This window comes from Streptomyces sp. NPDC006476 (assembly GCF_040612015.1).
In the GTDB taxonomy this organism is placed as follows: domain Bacteria; phylum Actinomycetota; class Actinomycetes; order Streptomycetales; family Streptomycetaceae; genus Streptomyces; species Streptomyces griseorubiginosus_B.
In genome coordinates this window covers 84,374-106,702 of sequence record NZ_JBEXPK010000033.1, presented here as the reverse complement: position 1 = coordinate 106,702, position 22,329 = coordinate 84,374, and the positions used below count along the sequence as shown (strand labels likewise).

The following is a 22,329-nucleotide window of genomic DNA, read 5'->3' as shown; positions in this document are numbered from 1 at the left end:
GAACCGGCCGGGAACGGGGTATCAACATATCTGGCGTTGATTTTTGGCACGCTGTTGAGTTCTCAAGGAACGGACGCTTCCTTCGTACTCACCCTCTCGGGCTTTCCTCCGGGCGCTTCCCTTCGGTGTTTCAAACTCTATCAGTGTTTTTCCGTCCCCCTGACCACTCTCCTGCGGGCATGCAGAAGGCGACCCCGGGATAGGATCTGACGAGTTTGGTTCCTGCTGATCAAGCGCGCTCGCTCGCGTCGCTCGGCCTCAAGCAGGAGTACGACTGTACACGGGGCCTCGAAGGGCGTGCAAATCGATAGGGTTGGTGGTCTAGACCTCTACCCGGTACCTTCATGCGGAACCGTCACTTCGTCTGACATACGCTGCTGCACAGCGTGCCGTCAGGGACGGACAGTGACGGCCCCTGTATGCAACTCCACTCCGGGAGGCTTCCCATGACCACCGTGACGTCCCCGCTGGCCGGACGCGCCATCGGACTGGCGGCAGTGCCTGATCCGGTCTTCTCCGGGGCCATGGTCGGCCCGGGCACCGCCATCGACCCTGTCCGTGAGCCCTCCGAGGCCGTCGCCCCCGTGGACGGGGTCATCGTCTCCCTCCACCCGCATGCCTTCGTCGTGGTCGACGAGCAGGGGCACGGCATCCTCACCCACCTCGGCATCGACACCGTGCAGCTCAACGGCGAGGGTTTCGAGCTGCTCGTGAACAAGGGAGACACCGTGACCCGCGGTCAGGGTGTCGTGCGCTGGAACCCGGCCGCCGTCGAGGCCGCCGGCAAGTCAGCGGTGTGCCCGGTCGTGGCGCTGGAAGCCACCGAGGAAGCTCTCTCCGATCTTCGTGACAGCGGCGAAGTGAAGGCCGGCGACAGTCTCTTCCTCTGGAAGTGACGTCAGTGCCGTCGTATGACGGCGAGTAGGACAACCACCGCGGCGGCGGGACCCGCCGCACTATCGGAGACGGGTGAGATGGAGACAACGCTGCGAGGCGTCGGCGTGAGCCACGGTGTGGCGATCGGCGAGGTTCGGCACATGGGAACGGCGGTGCTGGAGCCGCCTGCCAAGCAGATCCCGGCGGAGGACGCGGAGCGGGAGCAGGGGCGGGCCCGCCAGGCGGTGGAGGCTGTGGCGGCCGATCTGATCGCGCGCGGCAATCTGGCAGGCGGCGAGGCCCAGGCGGTGCTCGAGGCCCAGGCCATGATGGCGCAGGACCCCGAGCTGATGGCGGACGTCGAGCGGCGCATCGCCGTCGGCAGCACGGCGGAGCGGGCGGTGTACGACGCGTTCGCCGCCTACCGTGCCCTGCTGGCCGGTGCCGGTGAGTACCTTGCCGGTCGCGTGGCCGACCTGGATGACGTGCGGAATCGTATCGTCGCCCGGCTGCTGGGAGTGCCGATGCCCGGCGTCCCGGACAGCGACGAGCCGTACGTCCTGATCGCGCGTGATCTCGCGCCCGCGGACACCGCGCTGCTGGATCCCGCCCTGGTCCTCGGTTTCGTCACCGAGGAGGGCGGGCCGACCAGTCACAGCGCGATCCTCGCGCGGGCGCTCGGTGTGCCGGCCGTGGTGGCGCTGCCAGGGGCTGGTGAGCTCGCCGAGGGGACGTTGGTCGCCGTCGACGGCAGCACCGGTGAGATCTTCGTGAACCCGAGCGAGGAGAAGAAGGCGCAGTTGGAGGCCGCGGCCGCCGAGCGGAAGGCCGCGCTGGCCGCCGCCACCGGGCCGGGTGCCACCTCCGACGGTCACAAGGTGCCACTGCTGGCCAACGTCGGTGGTCCGGCGGACGTGCCGGCCGCCGTCGAGGCGGGCGCCGAGGGTGTCGGTCTGTTCCGTACGGAGTTCCTCTTCCTGGACGACAGCAAGAACGCCCCGTCGGAGGAGAAGCAGGTCGAGGCCTACCGGCAGGTTCTCCAGGCGTTCCCCGAGGGCCGTGTCGTCGTACGTGTCCTGGACGCGGGGGCGGACAAGCCGCTGGACTTCCTCACACCGGCCGATGAGCCGAACCCCGCGCTGGGCGTACGGGGTCTGCGGACGCTGCTCGACCACCCGGAGGTGCTGCGTACGCAGCTGACCGCGCTGGCGAAGGCCTCCGAGGGTCTGCCGGTCTACCTCGAGGTCATGGCTCCGATGGTGGCGGACCGTGCCGATGCCAAGGCTTTCGCGGACGCGTGCCGTGAGGCGGGGCTGCGGGCGAAGTTCGGGGCGATGGTCGAGATCCCGTCGGCCGCGCTGCGGGCCCGGTCGATCCTGCAGGAGGTGGAGTTCCTGTCGCTGGGGACCAATGACCTCGCTCAGTACACGTTCGCCGCGGACCGTCAGGTGGGTGCGGTGTCCCGGCTGCAGGACCCGTGGCAGCCCGCGCTGCTCGACCTTGTGGCACTGTCGGCGGAGGCGGCCAAGGCCGAGGGCAAGAGCTGCGGAGTGTGTGGTGAGGCCGCGTCCGATCCACTGCTCGCGTGTGTGCTGACCGGTCTGGGTGTCACCTCTCTTTCCATGGGTGCGGCGTCGATTCCGTATGTGCGGGCGGCGCTGGCGAAGTACACGCTGGCCCAGTGCGAGCGTGCCGCCGCGGCCGCCCGGGCCACGGAGAGCGCCGAGGAGGCGCGCAACGCGGCTCAGGCGGTGCTGTCCGGCGAGTAGCCGGGCCGGGTCGGTCGCCGACTGTCGTCGAGGGGCGCTTCACCTGTGGGTGGGGCGCCCCTCGCGTGTCAGTGGCGGTGGCCCGGTGTCTGTCCTTCCTCTCCGAGGTCGGGCGGTACGCAGTAGTCGACGTCGGATTCCGGGGAGATGATGTCGCCGGAATCCATGTCGGTGCAGTAGGCGTCGAACACCTCGCCGGCGGTGAGGGGGCGCAGACCGTCTCCGCGCAGGCGCCAGCCGTAGACGCGGTCGGTGGTGCCGGGGCCGCTGGTGCGGATGACGAGTCCGCCGGGGCTCTGGGTGGCGAGGCCGAGGGCGAGGACGGTGGTGAACTCGAGCGCTTCGGCCTCGTCGAGTTGGAGGGCGCCGTGCTCGTCCTCGTCCGCGTGGAGAACGGAGACGAGTGTTTCGGCCGTTGCCGAGACGCTGCACACGAGGTGTCGGTTGCGTCCTCCGGCGGTGTCGAGGATGCGAACGAGCAGGCGCGACGCTCGTGTGAACGCGGCTCGGCCGATGTCCTCGCCGCAGGAGGCGCAGGCTCCCAGTCGGGCGAGGAGCGTCGAGGCGTACTCCCAGGTGGCCTGGCGTACGGCTTCGTCGACGAGGGCGGGGACGAGGTCGGACAGGGGTTGACCCTCGTAGGGAAGGACGGGGCCGGTGCTCGCCAGTTCGGCGGTGAACCGGGCGCGGCTGGACGGGATGTCGGGGTCGAGGTCCGCCTCCGCGCAGAACTCGGCGTATTCCTGCGGGTCGAACAGGGCCACCGTGGTGTGGCTGCCTTGGGCGGCGCGGACCTTGAGGAGCGCCTCGACCTGCTGGAGATAGGTCTGGTGGTCGTCGAAGGTGAAGCTGCGGTACCGCCGCATGGTGCGGAAGTCGTGCTCGTCGGTCAGCAGGCCGATGGTGCCCGCGATTTCGCGGCGCAGAACGCGTCGCATGGTCTGGTGGTCGGTGTGCGCCATCTTTCCCCCTGTGCACGGTCGATCAATGCTCACTCACAGTAACGGGCGGCACTGACAACGGGGTCCGGGCAAGGCGATCGCGGACCAGGCGATGCTGGATGACGCAGGTCAGCGCGATGAGAGCGCCGAAGGCGGTCCAGCCGACCGGGCCGGTGGCGATGGCCGCGGTGACTGCGAGTGGCCCGACGCTGCGCTGGGCGGACTGGGCCAGGCCGTGGACACCGAGGAAGGCGCCCTGGGCGGCGCCGGGGGCGAGGGCGACGGACAGTTCCCAGGAGACGGTGGCGTGCAGCATCTCAGCGAGAGTGAAGGCGGCTGCGGCGGCGATCAGCAGGAGGGTGGCGGCGACGGCTCCCCCGCCGGCGGAGAGGGCCATGGCGATGCCGCCCGTGGCGAACGCTGCGGACAGCGGGAGCAGCAGCCTGCGGGCGGCTGGGGTCGTGGTGCCGAACCGGGCCAGGGGAACTTGCAGGACCACCACCATCACGTTGTTGAGGACCAGCAGCAGGGGCGCGAGGCCGTGCGGTGCGTCGGTCGCGTGGGCGATCCACAGGGGGAGCCCGACCTTGAAGACCGCGTCGTCGAGGAAGAGGACGGTTTCGGTGGCGACGTAGGCAAGGTAGGTGCGGTCGCGCCAGGGGGTGGCCGGCCTGGTCGAGGGTGCGGCGTGCTGCGAGGTGGTGACGACGCGGGAGGCGGACGGGGGTTCGCCGCAGCGCAGGGTGAGGAGCGCGGAGGCGAGGAAGGACAGCGCGTCTCCGGTCAGGAGCCACTGGTAGGCGGTGGTGGTGGCGAGGGCGGCCGCCGCGGCGAGGCCGCCCAGGGCCCAGCCGGCGTTGGCGACGGTGCGGTGGATGGCCTGGTAGCGGACGCGGTCGCGTCCTGCGACGCGGGTGGCGTAGAGCCTGGTGAGGACGCTCGCCGCACGGTCTCCGAGGCTGCCGACGGCCGAGAGGGCGAGGAGGAGGGCGTAGTCGCCGGTCGCGAGCAGTCCCAAAGAGGCGACGGCTCGTAGGAGTTGGACGGCGAGCAGGACGCGGGTGAGGGGAAATCGGTCGGCGATGCGTCCGGCCAGGGGCGCTCCGGCGATGCCGATGGCTCCGGCGGTCGCGACGAGTGTGCCGACCTGGGCGATGGAGAGGTGGGAGACGTAGGTGAAGTACAGGACCGAGACGGAAGCCCACAGGCCGCTGCCGACGCGGTCGACGAGGGCGATGGCGAGCAGTCTGCGGCCGTCCGGCCCTCCGGGTATCCGGTCCGTCCAAGCGGCTGCACGACGCATCGGATGCACTGCTCCCCCTTGCCTTCAGTTATGTACTGATACATAATTTCCAACGTGGCAACACAATATGGGATCACTGGCACGACAGCCAAGGGAATTGCGGCCTCCGTCGAACGGGCCGTCGCGGAGGGTGCGTTGGGCCCCGAGGCGGCCCTGCCTCCGGTGCGTCGGCTGGCGGAGGACCTCGGCGTGAGCCCGGGTACGGTCGCGACCGCCTACAAGGAGCTGCGCGGCCGCGGGATCGTCGTCACACGAGGTCGTGGCGGGACGGTCGTGGCGCCGGCTCCCTCGGTGGCGTCTCGGCGACCGCCCAGGGTCCCGGAGGGGCTGCGTGATCTGTCCGGCGGCCACCCGGATCCCGCGTTGCTGCCCGCTCTCGTACCGCCGTCGCGTCTCTCCCCCGGCGTCCGCGCCCACCGCTCGACGCCGAGGCTGCCGCGACTGGAGAAGGCCGTACGGGACTGGATCGGACCCGACGGGGTGCCCGTGGAGCACGTGACCTTCGCGCACGGAGCGCTGGATCTGATCGGCCGGTTGCTGTCCGTGGAGCTGCGGCCGGGGGACGCCGTGGCCATGGAGGACCCCGGATACCATCATCTGCTGGACCTGGTCACGGCTCTGGGACTGCGCATCGTGCCGGTGGCCGTGGACCAGGAGGGGATACGCCCCGAGGCGCTGCGCGGGGCGCTGCGTGCTGGGGTGCGGGCCCTGGTGTGCAGTCCGCGGGCACAGAATCCGTACGGCGGCTGCTTCTCCGAGGCGCGCCGGGACGCGCTCGTGGAAGTGCTCCGGGAGGAGCGGGACGTGCTGGTCGTCGAGAACGACCACGCGTCCGCCGTCGCGGGTGTCCCGCTGCACACGCTGACCGCCGGCGGCCTGACCCGCTGGGTGCACGTCCGCACGGTGAGCAAGTTCCTCGGGACGGACCTGCGGTGGGCCGCGGCGGCGTGTGACGCGACCACCCTGGCCCGCCATGACGGCCGGCTGCTGCTGACGTCGGGCTGGGTCAGTCATCTCCTTCAGGAGATCGTCCACGGCCTGCTGACCGACGACGGCACGCGCGCGTTGGCGGCACGGGCGCAGGAGACGTACGCGCTGCGCCGCGGCTCGCTCCTCGGTGAGCTCGCGGACCGCGGGATCGGCGCACGGGGTGCGAGCGGGATGAATCTGTGGGTTCCGGTGCGGGACGAGTCGGCCGTCGTGAACGGTCTGCGGTCGTACGGCTGGTGGGTGGCGGCGGGGGCCAGGTTCCGGCTGTCGTCGGCACCGGGCGTGCGGATCTCCGTGGCCGAGTTGGAGCCCGCCGACGCGGCGCGGCTGGCCTCGGACTTCACCGCGGTACTGGGTGAGTCCGAGGCCACCTACGGGGGCTGACCGTCAGGCGCGCTTGCGGGCGAGTTCCTCGTAGAAGTGCAGCAGGTCGAGGTTGTCGATGGAGCCCGGGTTGACTGCCTTCTCCATCGGGGTCCCCTGCAGGAGGCGCTTGACCGGGACCTCGATGCGCTTGCCGGTGAGGGTGTGCGGCACGCCGGGCACCTCGATGATCTCGTCCGGTACGTGGCGGGGGGAGAGCTGTTCGCGGATGGTCTGCTTGATACGGCTCAGAAGGTCCTCGTCCAGGGTCGCGCCGGGCACCAGGTGCACGAACAGCGGCATCCAGTAGCCGCCGTCGGGCTGCTCGATGCCGATCACCAGGGACTCCCTGATCTCCGGGAGGCGCTCGACGGCTTCGTAGATGTCCGCGGAGCCCATGCGCACACCCTGGCGGTTGAGCGTGGAGTCGGAGCGGCCGTGGATGACGACGGAGCCCCGGGAGGTGACGGTGATCCAGTCGCCGTGCCGCCACACACCGGGATACGTGTCGAAGTAGCTGTCGTGATAGCGGCTGCCGTCGGGGTCGTTCCAGAAATAGATAGGCATGGACGGCATGGGGTTGGTGACGACGAGCTCGCCGACCTCGTCGATCAGGGCCTTGCCGCTCGGGTCCCAGGACTGCAGGTCGGTGCCGAGGCCGGGTGCCTGCAGTTCGCCGATGTGGACCGGGAGGGTGGGAACGGCCCCCGCGAAGCAGGAGCACACGTCCGTGCCGCCGCTGACGGATGCGATCCACAGGTCGTCGCGGACCTCGTCGTGCAGCCAGCGGAAGCCGTCCGGCGGCAGCGGTGATCCGGTGGTGGCGACGCACTCGACCTTGGAGAGGTCGAAGTCCCGCGCGGGGTGCACGCCGGCTTTCCTGCAGGCCATGACGTACGCGGCCGAGGTGCCGTAGAGGGTGGCGCCGGTGCGTTCGGCGATCCGCCACTGGGCCGCCGTGTCGGGGAATCCGGGGCTGCCGTCGTAGAGCACGATCGTGGTGCCGGTGAGAAGGCCGGAGACGAGGAAGTTCCACATCATCCAGCCGGTCGAGGTGTACCAGAAGAAACGATCCTCGGGGCCGAGGTCGCAGTGCAGGCCGAGCTGCTTGAGGTGCTCGACGAGGATGCCGCCCTGGGACTGGACGATGGCCTTCGGCAGGCCGGTGGTGCCCGAGGAGTAGAGCACCCACAGCGGGTGGTCGAAGGGGACCTGCTCGAAGACGGGTTCGGCGTCCGCACCGGTCAGGGCCGACCACTCCAGGGCGCCCTCGGGCACGTCGGTGCCGAGGAGCGGGATGTGGACGACGGCACGCAGTGTGGGCAGTTCGCGGCGCAGCTCGGCGACGATCTCCCGGCGGTCGTGCTCCTTACCGCCGTAGCGGTAGCCGTCGACAGTGAACAGGACGACCGGTTCGACCTGCTGGAAACGGTCCAGGACGCTGCGGGCCCCGAAGTCGGGGGCGCAGGACGTCCAGACACCGCCCACGGCCGCCGTGGCGAGCAGGGCGACGACGGCCTCCGGGATGTTCGGCAGATAGCCGCTGACGCGGTCTCCCGGGCGTACACCGAGGGCGCGCAGCTCGGCGGCCAGGGAGCCGACCTCGCGGCGGAGCTGCGACCAGGTGACGGGCCGTGCTTCGTGGGTCTCGTCGACATACAGGAGGGCCGGTTCGTCCGCGCGGGTCGCGGACGCGCGCAGGGCGTGCTCGGCGTAGTTGAGGCTCGCCTCGGGGAACCACTGGGCGCCCGGCATCGAGCGGTCGCCGAGCACGCGCGCGTAGGGCGTCGAGAAGCGGACGTCGAACCACTCCGTGACGGCCTGCCAGAAGGTCTCCAGTTCGGCCACGGACCAGCGGTGCAGTGCCGCGTAACCGCCCTCGGCCGGAGCGCCGTGGCGTTCGGCCGCCCAGGCCTGGAACCTGGTGACCTGTGCCTGCTCGATACGTTCCGGATCCGGCTGCCAGAGCGGCTGGGGGTTCACGGTCGACATGGGGCGGCTCCCGGACTGTGCGCGTCGTGTGCGTCGCTCGCGCACGGGCTGGGGTGTGCGCGTGACGCGGCTGACAGGGACGATGCCATGTGATCGACTTCTACACCAGGGTGCCCCCCACATAGTCCGTGTCGTAAAGATGTGCTCCCAGCACGGGTGAACGGCAGTTGAACGGCACGCGCGCGTGGGGCGGTCAGTGGCAGGGTGAGCAGCATGGACGGTCGTGACCTGGTGCGTTCGATAAGGGTGGTCGGTTCGGTGGGGGCGTCCCAGGGGTTGCGGGCCGTGAAGGCGGCATGGCGCAGGAGGCGCGCGGACGCCACCGCGCTGCCCCCGCGGGGTGCCGAGCGCGCGCGGGTGCCCGGCCGCGTGCGGGAGGTGGAACCGGCCGCGGGTGGCGGTGTCGTGCGGTTCGGGCGCTCGGAGCTGCGGATCATGGTGACCGTCAACGGGGCGGTGTTCTGGGGCTGGGACGGGGCCGGTCCGGAGCCGTCGTACGCGCTGGCGGGCCGCTGTCCGGAGCCCGATCCCCGGGCGGTCCTGGAACCCGACAAGGACGGTGGCTGGCGGGTCGTGGCCGAGCGGGTGACGGTCGTCGTCTCACGGCACGGCGCGGTCGAGGTGCGTACGCCCGGCGGGGTGACCCTGCGGCGGGATCTGCCGCCCCGGTGGTGGGAGCCGGTCGGTGGCGGGCCCGCGCGCTGGATGCAGCGCTCGGAGGTGCCGGCGGACGCGCGGTTCTTCGGGCTGGGGGGCCGCTCGTCGGGACCGCGGCTGCGGGAGGGGACGTACCGGCTGTGGAACACGGACCCGGGCGGCAGCTTCGCTCCCGGGGACGATCCGCTGTACATCACCATGCCGGTACAGATGGTGGTGTCCGACGCGGCCACGCATCTGGTCTTCCACGACTCCTCCTGGGACGGCACGGTGTCGCTGCGGGAGGGCGAGGAGGGCGCCGGTTCCGGGCACGACCGGCCGGGCATGAGCGAGCTGCGGATGGACGGCGGTCCGTTGCGCTGCTGGGTGATGGTCGGCACCCCCGCGCGCGTGCTGCTCGCCTGGGCGTCGTTGACCGGGGCGCCGGCGCTGCCGCCCGCGTGGGCGCTGGGACATCACCACGCGCGCTGGGGCTTCGGCAGCGAGCAGGAGGTCCGGCGGATCGTCGCGGGCTACCAGGAGCGCGGGCTGCCGCTGGACGCCGTCCACCTGGACATCGACCACTACGACGAGCACCGGGTGTTCTCCGTCGACCACGAGCACTTCCCCAAGCTGCCGGTGCTGGCGGAGGAGCTGCGCCGGGAGGGGATCCGGTTGGTGTCGATCGTCGACCCTGCGGTCAAGGCGGAAGAGGGCAACGCCGTGTACGACGGCGGCACGGCCGAGGACGCGTTCGTCCGGGACGCCTCGGGACGGGTCGTGCACGGAGTCGCGTGGCCCGGGGAGGCCGTTTTCCCGGACTTCACGCACGCGCGCGTACGTCAGTGGTGGGGCGGACTCTACGCAGAGCGGCTGGCTCAGGGGTTCTCGGGTTTCTGGCACGACATGAACGAGCCCACGTCGTTCACCGCGTTCGGGGAGAAGACGCTGCCGCGCTCGGCCAGGCACTCCCTGGAGGGGCGTGGCGGCGATCACCAGGAGGCGCACAACGTCTACGGCCTGTGCATGGCCAGGGCGGGCTACGAGGGTCTTCTGGAGCTGGCTCCCCATGAGCGGCCGTTCCTCTTCTCGCGCTCCGGCTGGGCCGGCCTGCAGCGCTACGGGGGCACCTGGTCGGGCGACGTGGCCACGGGCTGGCCCGGACTGCGGGCCTCGCTGTCGCTGGTCCTGGGACTCGGGCTGTGCGGGGTGCCCTACTCGGGACCGGACATCGGCGGCTTCGACGGAAGTCCGTCTCCCGAGCTGTACCTGCGGTGGTTCCAGCTGGGCGCGTATCTGCCGCTGTTCCGTACGCACGCCGGTCTGCGCGCGGGGCGGCGGGAGCCCTGGGAGTTCGGCCCGGAGGTGCTGGAGCACGCGCGCGTGGCGCTCGAGGAACGCCGAAGGCTGCTGCCGTACCTCATGACGCTGGCGCATCTGGCGCGGCGCACCGGAGCACCCTACGTACGGCCTCTGTGGTGGAACGCGCCCGAGGACCGCGCGCTGCGTGACTGCGAGGACGCCTTCCTTTTGGGCGACTGCCTACTGGTAGCACCGGTGCTCGACCCGGGCACGGACCGGCGTGCGGTTCAGCTGCCGCGGGGCCGCTGGTACGACGCGGTCACCGAGCAGGTGTACGAGGGGCCGGCGCAGGTGCTCGTCGACGCCCCCCTGTCACGGATCCCGGTGCTGGTACGCGCGGGTGCCGTCCTCCCGGTGCGCGGCAGCGACGGCGGGCTGGAGCTGGAGGTGTGGGCGCCGGCCCAGGGCCGCACGGGGGGCGGGCTGGTGGTGCCGGACGCGGGTGACGGGTGGGACGAACCGGAACTGGAGCGCTACGTCACCCGTTGGCAAGGACGCGGGCCGGTGGTCGAGCTGGAGGGTGAGGGCGGCCCGTCCGAGCCGCCCTATCCGGTGCGTGTACGTGGCCTCGGGGAGGCCGGAGCTCAGACGTAGCGGCCCTCGAACCAGGCGCGCACCGCCAGCGTGTGCAGCGGGAAGGCGAGTTCTTCCGGCCGGCGCAGGAGGTGCCAGCCCTCCGTCTCGTCCGTGGCGGCCGACTGCGGCAGCCCCTCTGCGGGCCGTTCGGGGAGCAGACCGAACAGCAGCAGATGGCCGTCGGGGGAGCTCATGGCGTCGACGAGGCGGACGTCGCGGCCGGCCGCGTCGATGCCGGTCTCCTCCTTGAGCTCGCGCACGACGGCCTGCCGCCAGTCCTCGCGGTCGTCGATGAACCCGCCGGGCAGGGCGATGCCCCCGCGCGCGGGAGCGACGGTTCGGGTGATGACGACCAGGGCGGTGCCTTTGGTGTCGTACACGGGCTGGAGTGCGACCGCGACCGGCAGCGGGTTGCGGTAGGCCACGGTGTGGCAGGCCGGGCATGTGCGCGGCCAGCCGGAGACGCCCTCTCCATAGGGCGCTCCGCAGCTCGAACAGTGTGAGTCGGGCGCGGAGTTGGGGGTGGAGGCTTGAGTTTCGGACACGAAGCGGAATGTATCCGATCGGGGGAAGGGCATCTCGGGGAGGTTGCTCAACGGCGGCCGAGGAGCGACTTCCAGGACACGGGGAAGTTGAAATAGGTGTCCGGATAGGGCTCGGGCCGGTACGTGTAGTGCCACCACTCCTCGGCGAGGTTGACGAAACCGAAGCCCTCCATGGTGCTCTTCAGCAGCAGGCGGTTGGCGCGCTGCCGGCCCTGGATGCGCGGGTCGAGGGTGTGCGCGAGGGTGTCGAAGCAGTCGAAGCCGGTGCCCATGTCGACGGAGTTGTCGGGGAAGCGTTCGTCCTTGGGTGCGAAGCAGGGCACGAGCGGCTCTCCGGGGTGGTAGGGCCGGGTGGGCCTCGCCGGGAGCTTCACGATGGTGAGGTCCATGGTCGAGCCGCGGCTGTGGCCGGATTTTTCCGCGATGTAGCCGTCCGCGAACAGCCGAGTCTTGTCGACGTTGGGATAGAACTCGCCCTTCATTGCCTGGTCGTCGAGGTCCTCGGCCCAGCGCACGAAGTGGTTCACGGCGCGCTGCGGCCGGTAGCAGTCGTACACCTTGAGCGTGTAGCCCCCGCGCAGGAGCCTTTGCTGGACCTTGTGGAGGGCTTCGGCGGCGGGGCGGGTGAGGATGCACACCGGTTGCTCGTAGCCGTCGATGCGTTCGCCGACGAAGTTGTGCGGGGTGAAGTAGCGCATCTCCTGGATGATCGTCGGGTCCACGGTTCTCAGGGCCACGAAGTCCTTCGGCGCCTTGGGGTCCGTCTCGGCCCGGGCGGGTGCGGAGGCGGCGGTCACGGCCAGCAGGGCGGCGAGGGCGGTGACGAGACCGCGTACTGCGCTGGTGAGTCGTGTCATGTCTCATGCACTGCCCAATTCCGGAAGCCCGTGACACACTTCTGACGTACCGTCAGATTTGGCGTTGGGGAGGGATTGTGACTCGAGCGCGAACACCTGTGGTCGACGGATGGTTCACCGGGGACGGTGACGACTTCAGACTCCTCGGCACCCGCTGCGCCGCCTGCGCCTCGGTGTTCTTCCCCCGTGAGGACGGCCACTGCCGCAATCCCGGGTGTCCCGGCGGAGACCTAGAGGAGGTTCCCCTCTCGCCGCGCGGGCGGATCTGGTCCTACACGGACAGCCGATACCGGCCTCCGTCACCCTATGTGACGAACCCGGAACTTCCCTGGGAGCCGCACGCGTTGATCGCTGTGGAGCTGGCGGCCGAGCGGATCGTGGTGCTGGGCCAGGCGGTTCCCGGGATCACCGTCGCCGATCTGACGGTGGGCATGGAGGTGGAGGTCGTCCCCGGTGTGCTTCACGAGGACGCGGAGACGGCCTGGACGACGTGGCACTGGCGGCCGACGGGGGGTGGGGCATGACGGGCGAGGTGGCGGTGCTCGGCGCGGGGATGCATCCGTGGGGCAAGTGGGGTCGCAGCTTCGTCGAGTACGGGGTGGCCGCCGCGCGGGCGGCGCTCGCCGACGCGGGGATCGCGTGGCGTGACGTCGGCTCCGTGGTCGGCGCGGACACCGTGCGCGGCGGCTACCCGGGCTACGTGGCCGGGGCGACCTTCGCGAAGGCACTGGGCTGGCAGGGAGCGCGAGTGACGAGCGTGTACGCGGCGTGCGCGTCGGGAGCGCAGGCCGTCAACACCGCGCGGGCGCAGATCCTTTCAGGTCTGGCGGACGTGGTCCTCGTGGTGGGCGCGGACGCGGCGCCCAAGGGGTTCTTCCGGCCGGCGGGCGGCGACCGGCCCGACGACCCCGACTGGCTGCGCTTCCGGGTCCTGGGCGCGACGAATCCGACGTACTTCGGGCTGTACGCGCGCCGGCGCATGGCCGTGCACGGGGACACACCCGAGGACTTCGCGCAGGTCAAGGTGAAGAACGCGGCTTCGGGGGCGCTCAATCCGAACGCCCGCTACCGCAGGCGGGTCACCGCCGAGGAGGTCGCCGCCTCGGCGGTGGTGGCCGATCCGCTACGGCTGCTCGACATCTGCGCGACGTCGGACGGCGGTGCCGCCCTGGTGCTGTCCAGCATGGAGTTCGCACGGCGGCACGGGGTGGCGGAGCCGGTGCGGATCAGGGCGGTGTCGACGGTGACTCCGCGCTACCCGAGCACCGTGCTCGATCTGCCGGACATCGCGACGGACTCCGCGGTGGCCGTCGAACCGGCCGCCGAGACCTTCCGGGCCTCGATCGCGCTCGCCGCCTACGAGGAGGCGGGCATCGGGCCGGAGGACGTCTCCCTGGCCGAGGTGTACGACCTGTCCACCGCGCTGGAGTTGCAGTGGTACGAGGACCTGGGGCTGTGCGGAGAGGGCGAGGGCGCGAAGCTGCTGCGGGAGGGCGCGACCGCCCCGGGGGGTCGTATACCGGTGAATGCGAGCGGCGGTCTGGCCTCCTTCGGGGAAGCGGTGCCGGCTCAGGCGATCGCCCAAGTGTGCGAGCTGACCTGGCAGTTGAGGGAGCGGGCCGGTGACCGGCAGGTCGCGGGGGCCCGCGTCGGGATCACGGCCAACCAGGGGCTGTTCGGGCACGGGTCGGCGGTGATCGCTGTGCGCTGAGGGGCGAGCCGTGAGCGCCCACGGTGAGGCCGGACGCAAGCCCTGTCTCGCACACTGCGTGATCACCCCGGAATCCTGCGTGAACGTCTCATGAACTGGCCTTGGGTGTGCGCCGCTGGAGTCATCATGCTGCCGTGCGCTCCTGGACGGACACTCTCCGCTTCGCCTTCCAACCAGTGGTCAACCTGGCGACCGGAGGAGTCGCGGGGTTGGAGATACTCGCCCGCCCGGAGGCGGGGGACATCCTGGCCGAGGCCCGTCGCGATCCCGAACTCGACGGGAGTCTCGCGGTGTTGGCGATCCGCGCGGCGGCGAGCAAGGAAACGCTGCTGCCGCTGCACGTCAACGTCTTCGCGGGCACCCTCGCCGACCTCGGCGGGCTGCCCCCGCTGCACGACACCGTGCGCCAGGCGGGACGGCTGCCCTGGGAGGTGACCATCGATGTCGGACCGCCCTACACGCACGTGCCCCAGCCGGCCCTGCTGGAGGCGGTGGGCGCGGTTCGGGCCCAGGGCTTCCGGATCAGCGCCGACGGCATCGGGGACGGGGACGTACCCCTGCGGCTGCTCACCGACCTCGCGCCCGACCTGGTGAAACTCGACGCCTCGCTGCTGGCCCGGCCGGCGGCAGTGCGGGCGATGCGGACACTGTGCGAGGAGCTGGGGGCTCTCCTGTCCGTCGAGGGCGTGGAGACGGAGCTGCAGTTCGCCGCCGCGGTGACGGCCGGTGCCCAGCTGGCCCAGGGCGACCTGTTCGCGCCACCGACGAGGCTGCCCGCGGCGGACGTATACGTTCCGCCCCGCTCCCCCGGCGCCGTGGCGGTGCCGAGGTCCGGCCCGTCGGTGCGCGAGTTCGTGCGGCCTGCCGCCCTGCTGCCCGCGACCGCGTCCGCGGGCCAGGTACGGGCGCTGCTGACCGGGGCTCCCGAGGTGTCCGGGGTACTGCTCGTGGACCCGCACGGCGTCCCGGTCCGCTCGGTGCACCGCTCGCGCTTCCTGCTGTCGATGTCGGGCCGCTACGGACACGCCCTCTACGCCGACCGTCCCGCCGCCAAGCTCGGCGATCCCCCACGGACGGTGGGCGTCGACGCCACCGCCTGGGAGGTGCTGGACGTGGTCGCCGTCGGCGCCCCTGACCGCACGTCGGACGACGTGGCGGTGGTCGACCGGTACGGGCGGTGCGTGGGCGTCGTACGCCTCGCCGACCTGGTGCGGGCACTGGCCGAGAGCCGGGTCGAGGAGGCGGCCCGGCTCAATCCGCTGACCCGGCTGCCCGGCTCGGACGTGATCACCTCGGAGGTGGACCGGCGCATCGCGGACGGCCGGGCGTTCGCGCTCAGCTGGCTCGACGTGGACCACTTCAAGCAGGTCAACGACGGGGCCGGGTTCGCGGCGGGCGACGAGCTGATCCGGTCGGTGGGACAGGCACTGCAGCAGGCGGCGACCGGCAGCACGCGCGTGGGCCACATCGGCGGCGACGACTTCCTGGTGCTCGCCGATCCCGAGCGGCTGGATCCGCTGGCCGCCACCGTGCTGGACGTGCCGTGGTCGGCGGGCGGGCGACCCGTCACGCTGTCCCTGGCCACGGTCCTGTGCCCGCCGGGCAGCGTGGCGGACCACCGGCAGGCCGCGGCCGCCCTGGCGCCGCTGAAGAAGGCCGCGAAGGCGCTGCACGGGGCCAGCTGGGTGCTGGGGCAGGCGGGCCTGCCCGGTCATGAGATCGTGCGCGGCACGGGGGCGCCCGCCCCGGCGGGCTGCGCGGTGGCGGAACCCGGCCTACGCTGATCTGGTGTCGCCTCGCCGAAGCGTCTCCCGTACGGACGTTCAGGCGGCTGTCACCGTTGGTGTCCGCGACCTTGACGCTCTCCGGGCGCCGGTGAACACTTCCGGTGTCGGCCGACATCGCCGTACATAGACGGTGTAACCAGGCACACGCCGCGCGGGCCCAGCCTGCAGAACAGGCCCATTCCCCCACGGGCGATTCGGCTGCGACGGCACGCTCGTCACCGCACCCTGCGCGCAGGGCCGGGGCCTAGGAGCCGACATGAGCAACGGAAACACGGTCGTAGTGAGCCGATGGGTCGTCATGGCGTTCGACCGGGGCTTCGGGGCGCCGACCCGTGCACTGGCTCATCCTCCGCGCAGCCTTCTCATCGAGCAGCCTTCTGAAGGAACGACGAAGGGGACGTCATGACGGACAAGTTCGTCGCCGCTATCGACCAGGGCACCACCTCGAGCCGTTGCATCGTCTTCAACCAGGACGGCGCGATCGTCGCCGTCGACCAGCGCGAACACCGCCAGATCTTTCCCAAGCCCGGCTGGGTCGAGCACGACGCGACCGAGATCTGGTCGAAGGTGCAGGCGGTGGTCGCCGGGGCGATCGCCAAGGCCGGACTGCGCGCCGACCAGCTCAGCGCGCTCGGCATCACCAACCAGCGCGAGACCACGCTCCTGTGGGACCGCGCGACCGGCAAGCCCGTGCACAACGCGATCGTCTGGCAGGACACCCGCACCGACGCGCTGACCAGGCAGCTCGGCGGATCGGACGGGCAGGACCGGTTCCGCGAGCAGACCGGACTGCCGCTCGCGACCTACTTCTCCGGGCCCAAGGCGGCCTGGCTGCTCGACAACGTGCCCGGCCTGCGGGCGCGCGCCGAGAACGGCGAGATCGCCTTCGGCACCATGGACTCCTGGCTCATCTGGAACCTGACGGGCGGCACCGACGGCGGGCAGCACGTCACCGACGTCACCAACGCCGGCCGGACGATGCTGATGAATCTGGAGACCCTGCAGTGGGACCAGTCCATCCTCTCCGCGATGAACATCCCCGAGGCCGTCCTGCCCGAGATCAAGTCCTCCGCCGAGGTGTACGGCACCGCCGTGGGCCAGCTCGCCGGGGTGCCCGTGGCCTCTGCCCTCGGCGACCAGCAGGCGGCCGTGTTCGGACAGGCCTGCTACGACGTGGGCACGGCGAAGAACACCTACGGCACGGGCTCCTTCCTGCTGCTCAACACGGGCAACCGACCTGTGGCGTCGAAGAGCGGCCTGCTGACGACGATGGGGTACAAGATCGGCACTGAGGCGCCGATCTACTGCCTGGAGGGCTCCATCGCGATCACCGGCGCGCTCGTCCAGTGGTTCCGCGACCAGCTCGGGATCATCCGCACCGCGGACGAGATCGAGCCGCTGGCGGCGAGCGTCGAGGACAACGGCGGCGCCTACATCGTCCCCGCCTTCTCCGGCCTGTTCGCGCCCTACTGGCGCTCCGACGCCCGCGGTGTCGTCACCGGCCTGACCCGGTACGTCACCAAGGCGCACCTCGCCCGGGCCGTGCTGGAGGCGACGAGCTGGCAGACGCGCGAGGTCGTGGACGCCATGTACCAGGACTCCGGGGTGCACATCACCACCCTGAAGGTGGACGGCGGCATGACCAAGAACAACCTGCTCATGCAGCACCAGGCCGACGTGCTCGACGTGCCGGTGGTCCGTCCGAAGGTCTCCGAGACCACCTGCCTCGGCGCCGCCTACGCCGCCGGACTCGCCACGGGTGTGTGGAACGACCTCGACGAGCTGAAGGCCCACTGGCAGAAGGACGTCGAGTGGACACCCTCCATGGACGCCTCCGTCCGCGACCGGGAGTACCACAACTGGCGCAAGGCCGTGGAGAAGAGCTTCGGCTGGCTGGAGGACGACGCGAGCTGAGCACTCACGCGCGCGTGCGCCCATGACCACGGCCCGTACCCCGGTCGGCGGGGGTACGGGCCGTACCCGTGTCCGTCTCAGGTGGTGACGGTCTGCCGTCGCTCGGTGGCGTGGTCCATCGCGTGCCGGACGACGCCGATGAGGATCTCCTTGACCGACTCGCGGTCCCGGGCGTCGCACAGCAGGAGCGGCACGTCGTCGTCCAGGTCGAGCGCCCGGCGGATGTCCTCGGCCGGATAGCGGGCGGCTCCCTCGAAGCAGTTGACTCCGACCAGGAACGGTATGGAGCGCCGCTCGAAGTAGTCGACGGCGGCGAAGCAGTCCTCCAGGCGCCGTGTGTCGGCCAGCACGACGGCTCCGAGGGCGCCCTCGGACAGTTCGTCCCACATGAACCAGAACCGTTCCTGCCCGGGCGTGCCGAACAGGTACAGCACCAGGTCCTCACGCAGGGTGATACGACCGAAGTCCATGGCCACCGTGGTGGTGTTCTTGCCCTCCACGCCGCTCGTGTCGTCGACCGGGCGTCCGGCCTCGGTGAGCAGTTCCTCGGTGCGCAGCGGCCTGATCTCACTGACCGCCCCGACCAGGGTGGTCTTGCCCACGCCGAAGCCGCCGGCCACCAGGATCTTGAGCGTGACGGGCTCGACCGGGGGCTTGCCGCGCTCAGAACGCCCGAAGATCATCGATCTGTTCTCCTGCTTGATGGGGGTGGGGCGCCGGTGGGCCGTAGCCTCCGCCGCCAGGGGTTTCGACGACGAGCACGTCGCCGGGAGAGACGTCCGCCGAGTCGCTGCCGGCGAGGACGGTGACCGTGCCGTCCGCGCGCTCCACGCGGTTGGCGCCCAGCGCGCCGGGTTCGCCGCCCGCCATGCCGTAGGGAGGAACTCTGCGGTGCTGGGAGAGGGTGGAGACCGTCATGGGCTCGTGGAAGCGGATCCGGCGTACGGCGCCGTCCCCGCCGCGCCACCGCCCGGCGCCTCCGCTGCCCCGGCGGACGGCGAACTCGTCGAGTTCCACGGGCAGCCGCCACTCCAGGACCTCGGGGTCGGTGAGCCGCGAGTTGGTCATGTGGGTCTGTACGACGGGGGCGCCGGGGAAGCCGTTCCCCGCGCCGGATCCGGAGGCGACGGTCTCGTAGTACTGGTGTCGGTCGTTGCCGAAGGTGACGTTGTTCATGGTCCCGGAGCCCTCGGCCTGGACCCCGAGCGCCGCGTACAGGGCGCCGGTGATGGCCTGCGAGGTCTCGACGTTGCCCGCGACGACGGCGGCCGGTGGCTCCGGCGCGAGCAGGGAGCCGCGCGGCACGACGATGTCCAGGGGGCGCAGACAGCCGTCGTTGAGCGGGATGTCGTCGGCCACGAGGGTGCGGAAGACGTACAGGACGGCCGCGTTGACCACGGCGAAGGGGGCGTTGAAATTGCCGGCCAACTGGGGTGACGTACCGGTGAAGTCGACGGTGGCGGAGCGGTTCTCGCGGTCCACGCTCACGCGTACCCGGATGACGGCGCCGGAGTCGGTCTCGTAGGCGTACTCGCCGTCGTCGAGGGCGTCGATGACCCGGCGCACCGCTTCCTCGGCGTTGTCCTGGACGTGTTTCATGTACGCCTGGACGACGTCGAGTCCGAAGTTGTCGATCATCCGGGCGACCTCGTCGACGCCCTTCTGGTTGGCGGCGATCTGGGCGCGCAGGTCGGCGAGGTTGGTCGCGGGGTTGCGGGAGGGATAGGGCGCCTCGGTGAGCAGGCGCCGGGTCTCCTCCTCGCGGAAGCGGCCGTCCTCGGCGAGGAGCCAGTTGTCGAAGAGGACGCCCTCCTCGTCGATGGTGCGGCTGTTCGCCGGCATCGAGCCGGGGGCGATGCCGCCGATCTCCGCATGGTGGCCGCGGGAGGCGACGTAGAAGAGGATCCGGTCACCCTCCGTGTCGAAGACGGGGGTGATGACGGTGACGTCGGGCAGATGGGTGCCGCCGTGGTACGGGTCGTTGACGGCGTAGGTGTCTCCGGGCCGCATCGACGGGCCGCGCCGCCGGATGACCTCCTTGACGCTGGTGCCCATGGAGCCCAGGTGGACGGGGATGTGCGGGGCGTTGGCCACCAGGTTTCCGTCCGGGTCGAAGAGGGCGCAGGAGAAGTCCAGGCGCTCCTTGATGTTGACGGACTGCGCGGTGGACTCCAGCCGTGCGCCCATCTGTTCGGCGATCGACATGAAGAGGTTGTTGAAGACCTCGAGCAGAACAGGGTCGGCTTCTGTGTCGAGATCGGAACTCTGCGTAATCGCCGCACGTTCCATGACCAGATGCCCGTCGTCGCGCGCCACGGCCCGCCAGCCGTCGTCGACGACGGTGGTCGCGCTGGCCTCGGTGATGATCGCCGGGCCGGTGACGGTCTCGCCGGGAGGGAGGTCCTCTCGGCGGTGGAGGGGTACGTCGCGCCAGGCGCCGCCCGTGTGGAGACGGACGGTGTCGGCGGCGGGTCGGCCTTCGTACGGGGCGAGGGCGGAGAGATCGGGGGGTTCGGTGATGCCGGTGGCTTCCACGGAGAGGGCTTCGACGACGATCGGGCGGTCGAGCGTGAAGGAGTACGTGGCGCGATGACGGTCTTCGAAGGCGTGACGCATGGTGCTGGGCTCGGTCAGCTCGACGGTGAGGGTGGTGTCGGTGCCGTCGTAGCGGAGCTGGGCGCGGCGGGTGACGCGGATGCGGGCGTCGGGGACGTCCTCTGCCAGGAGTTCGGCGCGGGCCGCTCCTTCGAGGTCGTCGGCCGTCTTGAGGACGGCGGGCATGGAGGCGGGCTCCAGGGGCGCCTCGACGGACTGTTCGCGCATGGCGGTGGTGTCGGCGAGGCCGATGCCCAGGGCGGACAGGACGCCGGCCATGGGCGGGACGAGGACGGTGCGGATGCCGAGCGAGTCGGCGACCATGCACGCGTGCTGGCCGCCCGCACCACCGAAGGTGGTGAGGGCGTAGCGGGTGACGTCGTGGCCCTTCTGGACGGAGATCCGTTTGACGGCGTTGGCGATGTTGGCGACGGCGATCTGCAGGTAGCCCTCGGCGACCTGCTCGGGTGTGCGCTCGTCGCCGGTCCGCTCGTGGATCTCGCGGGCGAGAGCGCGGAAGCGGTCCCGGACGAGTTCCTCGTCCAGGGGCTGGTCGCCTTCGGGGCCGAACACCCGGGGGAAGTGGCCGGGTTGGATGCGGCCGAGCATGACGTTGGCGTCGGTGACGGCGAGCGGGCCACCGCCGCGGTAGCAGGCGGGTCCGGGGTCCGCACCCGCGGAGTCCGGCCCCACGCGGTAGCGGGAGCCGTCGAAGTGGAGGACCGAGCCGCCTCCGGCCGCGACGGTGTGGATGTCCAGCATGGGCGCGCGCAGCCTGACACCGGCGATCAGGGTGGTGAAGACGCGCTCGTACTCGCCGGCGAAGTGCGAGACGTCGGTGGAGGTGCCGCCCATGTCGAAGCCGATGACCCGGTCGAAGCCGGCCAGCTGCGACATGCGGGCCATCCCGACGATGCCTCCGGCGGGCCCGGACAGGACGGCGTCCTTGCCGCGGAACTGCCCGGCCTCGGCGAGACCGCCGTTGGACTGCATGAACATCAGCCGCACGTCCTCGAGTTCGCCGGCGACGTGCCGCACGTAGCGGCGCAGCACGGGCGACAGGTAGGCGTCGACGACGGCGGTGTCCCCGCGCGGCACGAGCTTCATCAGCGGGCTGACCTCGCTGGAGAGCGAGATCTGCGGAAACCCGATGCGGGCGGCCAGTTCGCCGACGGCGTGCTCGTGGGCGGGGTGCAGATGACTGTGCATGCAGACGACGGCGACGGCGCGGATCCCGTCGTCGTACGCCTCCTGCAGGGGCCCCGCGAGGGCTCCCAGGTCGGGGGCGCGCAGGACGGTGCCGTCCGCGGCGATGCGCTCGTCGACCTCCACGACCCGCTCGTGGAGCAGTTCGGGGAGCTCGATACGGCGGGCGAAGATGTGCGGCCGGTTCTGGTAGGCGATGCGCAGGGCGTCGCGGAAGCCGCGCGTGACGACCAGGAGGGTGCGTTCGCCCTTGCGTTCCAGGAGGGCGTTGGTGGCGACCGTCGTGCCCATCCGGACGGCGTCGATCGGTTCCCGGGAGCCGTCCAGCAGGGCGCGTACGCCCGCCACGGCCGCGTCGGAGTACCGCGCGGGGTTCTCCGACAGCAGCTTGTGGGTGAGGAGGCGGCCGTCCGGGCGTCGCGCGACGATGTCGGTGAACGTACCGCCCCGGTCGACCCAGAACTGCCAGCCAGTCACGTCAGTACCCCGCTTCCGCGCCGCTCACAGCGCCCGGAGGCCGTTGATCACGTCGCGCAGAATACTCTCGTCCACCAGCTCGGCAGGGGGTACGGGCCGGTTCACATGGACGAATTCCGCCGCGACGAGGTCGCCGACGAGGACCCGTACCACCCCGATGGGCAGATCGAGCCCGGCGGCGAGCTCGGCGACCGACTGGGGGGCGTCACGGCACAGGTCGACGATGTCGACGTGCTCGGGGGACAGCGTCGCGTCGGCGTCCGGGTCGTCTGCCTGGGGTTCGGCGACGACCACCGCGATCAGGTCGAGGCGGTGCTGGCCGGGACTGGAGGTACGGCCGCGCGTCATCGCGTACGGACGGACGACCGGTCCGGCCTCGTCGTCGAACCAGTGGCTTCTTCCCTGACCGTCTGCGCTCATGACATCCCA

General features: G+C 71.0%; 16 protein-coding genes. 8 read left to right on the top strand and 8 right to left on the bottom strand.

The genetic code is table 11. The annotated features are described in order from the left end of the window. Positions 1-446: 446 nt before the first annotated feature. Entirely contained in the window at positions 447-896 is a 450-nt protein-coding gene (locus ABZZ74_RS32130) for a PTS glucose transporter subunit IIA (RefSeq protein ID WP_356770914.1), read from the top strand. A gap of 78 nt (positions 897-974) precedes the next feature. Beyond that, positions 975-2,645, top strand: a complete 1,671-nt coding sequence (gene ptsP, locus ABZZ74_RS32125) for a phosphoenolpyruvate--protein phosphotransferase (RefSeq protein ID WP_356770912.1) — start codon at positions 975-977, stop codon at positions 2,643-2,645. Between the two features lie 68 nt (positions 2,646-2,713). Here ptsP and ABZZ74_RS32120 read toward each other — a convergent pair whose 3' ends face one another. Next, positions 2,714-3,607 carry a hypothetical protein gene (locus tag ABZZ74_RS32120; RefSeq protein ID WP_356770910.1) on the bottom strand — a complete coding sequence of 298 codons (894 nt, stop codon included), beginning with the start codon at positions 3,605-3,607 and terminating at the stop codon, positions 2,714-2,716. 22 nt (positions 3,608-3,629) lie between these two features. Further along, positions 3,630-4,889, bottom strand: coding sequence for an MFS transporter (locus ABZZ74_RS32115; RefSeq protein WP_356770908.1), 1,260 nt, complete (start codon positions 4,887-4,889; stop codon positions 3,630-3,632). Positions 4,890-4,943: 54 nt separating this feature from the next. Between ABZZ74_RS32115 and ABZZ74_RS32110 the strand changes: the two genes are divergently transcribed. Next, on the top strand, positions 4,944-6,263 hold the full coding sequence (locus ABZZ74_RS32110) for an aminotransferase class I/II-fold pyridoxal phosphate-dependent enzyme (protein WP_356770906.1): 1,320 nt from the start codon (positions 4,944-4,946) through the stop codon (positions 6,261-6,263). 3 nt (positions 6,264-6,266) lie between these two features. Here the strand turns inward: ABZZ74_RS32110 and ABZZ74_RS32105 are convergent, their stop codons facing one another. Further along, on the bottom strand, positions 6,267-8,234 hold the full coding sequence (locus tag ABZZ74_RS32105; RefSeq protein WP_356770904.1) for an acetoacetate--CoA ligase: 1,968 nt from the start codon (positions 8,232-8,234) through the stop codon (positions 6,267-6,269). Between the two features lie 213 nt (positions 8,235-8,447). On the opposite strand from ABZZ74_RS32105, the gene ABZZ74_RS32100 reads away from it, so the two are divergent. Further along, positions 8,448-10,826 (top strand): TIM-barrel domain-containing protein, encoded by a 2,379-nt coding sequence (locus tag ABZZ74_RS32100; protein WP_356770902.1) that lies wholly within the window; start codon positions 8,448-8,450, stop codon positions 10,824-10,826. On the opposite strand, the gene ABZZ74_RS32095 is transcribed toward ABZZ74_RS32100, so the two are convergent. Together ABZZ74_RS32095 and ABZZ74_RS32090 are read right to left on the bottom strand one after the other, a co-directional pair. Continuing rightward, positions 10,817-11,353: an NUDIX domain-containing protein gene (locus ABZZ74_RS32095; protein ID WP_356770900.1), complete on the bottom strand. Its 537-nt coding sequence runs from the start codon at positions 11,351-11,353 to the stop codon at positions 10,817-10,819. The two genes, ABZZ74_RS32100 and ABZZ74_RS32095, sit on opposite strands and share 10 nt — an antisense overlap. A gap of 47 nt (positions 11,354-11,400) precedes the next feature. Beyond that, complete coding sequence (locus ABZZ74_RS32090; RefSeq protein ID WP_356770898.1) at positions 11,401-12,210, bottom strand: M15 family metallopeptidase; 810 nt, start codon at positions 12,208-12,210, stop codon at positions 11,401-11,403. A gap of 98 nt (positions 12,211-12,308) precedes the next feature. On the opposite strand from ABZZ74_RS32090, the gene ABZZ74_RS32085 reads away from it, so the two are divergent. The 4 genes from ABZZ74_RS32085 to glpK all read left to right on the top strand — a co-directional run bounded on the left by ABZZ74_RS32085 (position 12,309) and on the right by glpK (position 17,622). Further along, positions 12,309-12,734: a zinc ribbon domain-containing protein gene (locus ABZZ74_RS32085; RefSeq protein ID WP_356770896.1), complete on the top strand. Its 426-nt coding sequence runs from the start codon at positions 12,309-12,311 to the stop codon at positions 12,732-12,734. Then, positions 12,731-13,921 carry a lipid-transfer protein gene (locus ABZZ74_RS32080; RefSeq protein WP_356770894.1) on the top strand — a complete coding sequence of 397 codons (1,191 nt, stop codon included), beginning with the start codon at positions 12,731-12,733 and terminating at the stop codon, positions 13,919-13,921. Before ABZZ74_RS32085 ends, ABZZ74_RS32080 begins: the two co-directional genes overlap by 4 nt. A 134-nt stretch (positions 13,922-14,055) precedes the next feature. After that, positions 14,056-15,705, top strand: coding sequence for a GGDEF domain-containing protein (locus tag ABZZ74_RS32075; protein ID WP_356770892.1), 1,650 nt, complete (start codon positions 14,056-14,058; stop codon positions 15,703-15,705). A 405-nt stretch (positions 15,706-16,110) separates the two neighbouring features. Beyond that, positions 16,111-17,622: a glycerol kinase GlpK gene (gene glpK / locus ABZZ74_RS32070; RefSeq protein WP_356770890.1), complete on the top strand. Its 1,512-nt coding sequence runs from the start codon at positions 16,111-16,113 to the stop codon at positions 17,620-17,622. Positions 17,623-17,699: 77 nt separating this feature from the next. Here glpK and ABZZ74_RS32065 read toward each other — a convergent pair whose 3' ends face one another. From ABZZ74_RS32065 to ABZZ74_RS32055, 3 genes are read right to left on the bottom strand one after another with little or no spacing between them, the layout of a single operon-like run. Next, a complete protein-coding gene (locus ABZZ74_RS32065; protein ID WP_356770888.1) occupies positions 17,700-18,305 on the bottom strand; it encodes an ATP/GTP-binding protein in 606 nt (201 codons plus the stop codon). Then, entirely contained in the window at positions 18,286-21,900 is a 3,615-nt protein-coding gene (locus ABZZ74_RS32060) for a hydantoinase B/oxoprolinase family protein (RefSeq protein ID WP_356770886.1), read from the bottom strand. Before ABZZ74_RS32060 ends, ABZZ74_RS32065 begins: the two co-directional genes overlap by 20 nt. 24 nt (positions 21,901-21,924) lie before the next feature. Next, positions 21,925-22,320: a DUF742 domain-containing protein gene (locus tag ABZZ74_RS32055; protein WP_133044779.1), complete on the bottom strand. Its 396-nt coding sequence runs from the start codon at positions 22,318-22,320 to the stop codon at positions 21,925-21,927. Positions 22,321-22,329 lie beyond the last annotated feature (9 nt).

What these genes read in the sequence shown, in the direction of transcription:
- ABZZ74_RS32100 (WP_356770902.1), top strand. Translation starts at nt 8,448, where the DNA reads ATGGACGGTCGTGACCTGGTGCGTTCGATAAGGGTGGTCGGTTCGGTG.
- ABZZ74_RS32130 (WP_356770914.1), top strand. Translation starts at nt 447, where the DNA reads ATGACCACCGTGACGTCCCCGCTGGCCGGACGCGCCATCGGACTGGCG.
- ABZZ74_RS32120 (WP_356770910.1), bottom strand. Translation starts at nt 3,607, where the DNA reads ATGGCGCACACCGACCACCAGACCATGCGACGCGTTCTGCGCCGCGAA.
- ABZZ74_RS32115 (WP_356770908.1), bottom strand. Translation starts at nt 4,889, where the DNA reads ATGCGTCGTGCAGCCGCTTGGACGGACCGGATACCCGGAGGGCCGGAC.
- ABZZ74_RS32090 (WP_356770898.1), bottom strand. Translation starts at nt 12,210, where the DNA reads ATGACACGACTCACCAGCGCAGTACGCGGTCTCGTCACCGCCCTCGCC.
- ABZZ74_RS32055 (WP_133044779.1), bottom strand. Translation starts at nt 22,320, where the DNA reads ATGAGCGCAGACGGTCAGGGAAGAAGCCACTGGTTCGACGACGAGGCC.
- ABZZ74_RS32065 (WP_356770888.1), bottom strand. Translation starts at nt 18,305, where the DNA reads ATGATCTTCGGGCGTTCTGAGCGCGGCAAGCCCCCGGTCGAGCCCGTC.
- ABZZ74_RS32105 (WP_356770904.1), bottom strand. Translation starts at nt 8,234, where the DNA reads ATGTCGACCGTGAACCCCCAGCCGCTCTGGCAGCCGGATCCGGAACGT.
- ABZZ74_RS32080 (WP_356770894.1), top strand. Translation starts at nt 12,731, where the DNA reads ATGACGGGCGAGGTGGCGGTGCTCGGCGCGGGGATGCATCCGTGGGGC.
- ptsP (WP_356770912.1), top strand. Translation starts at nt 975, where the DNA reads ATGGAGACAACGCTGCGAGGCGTCGGCGTGAGCCACGGTGTGGCGATC.
- glpK (WP_356770890.1), top strand. Translation starts at nt 16,111, where the DNA reads ATGACGGACAAGTTCGTCGCCGCTATCGACCAGGGCACCACCTCGAGC.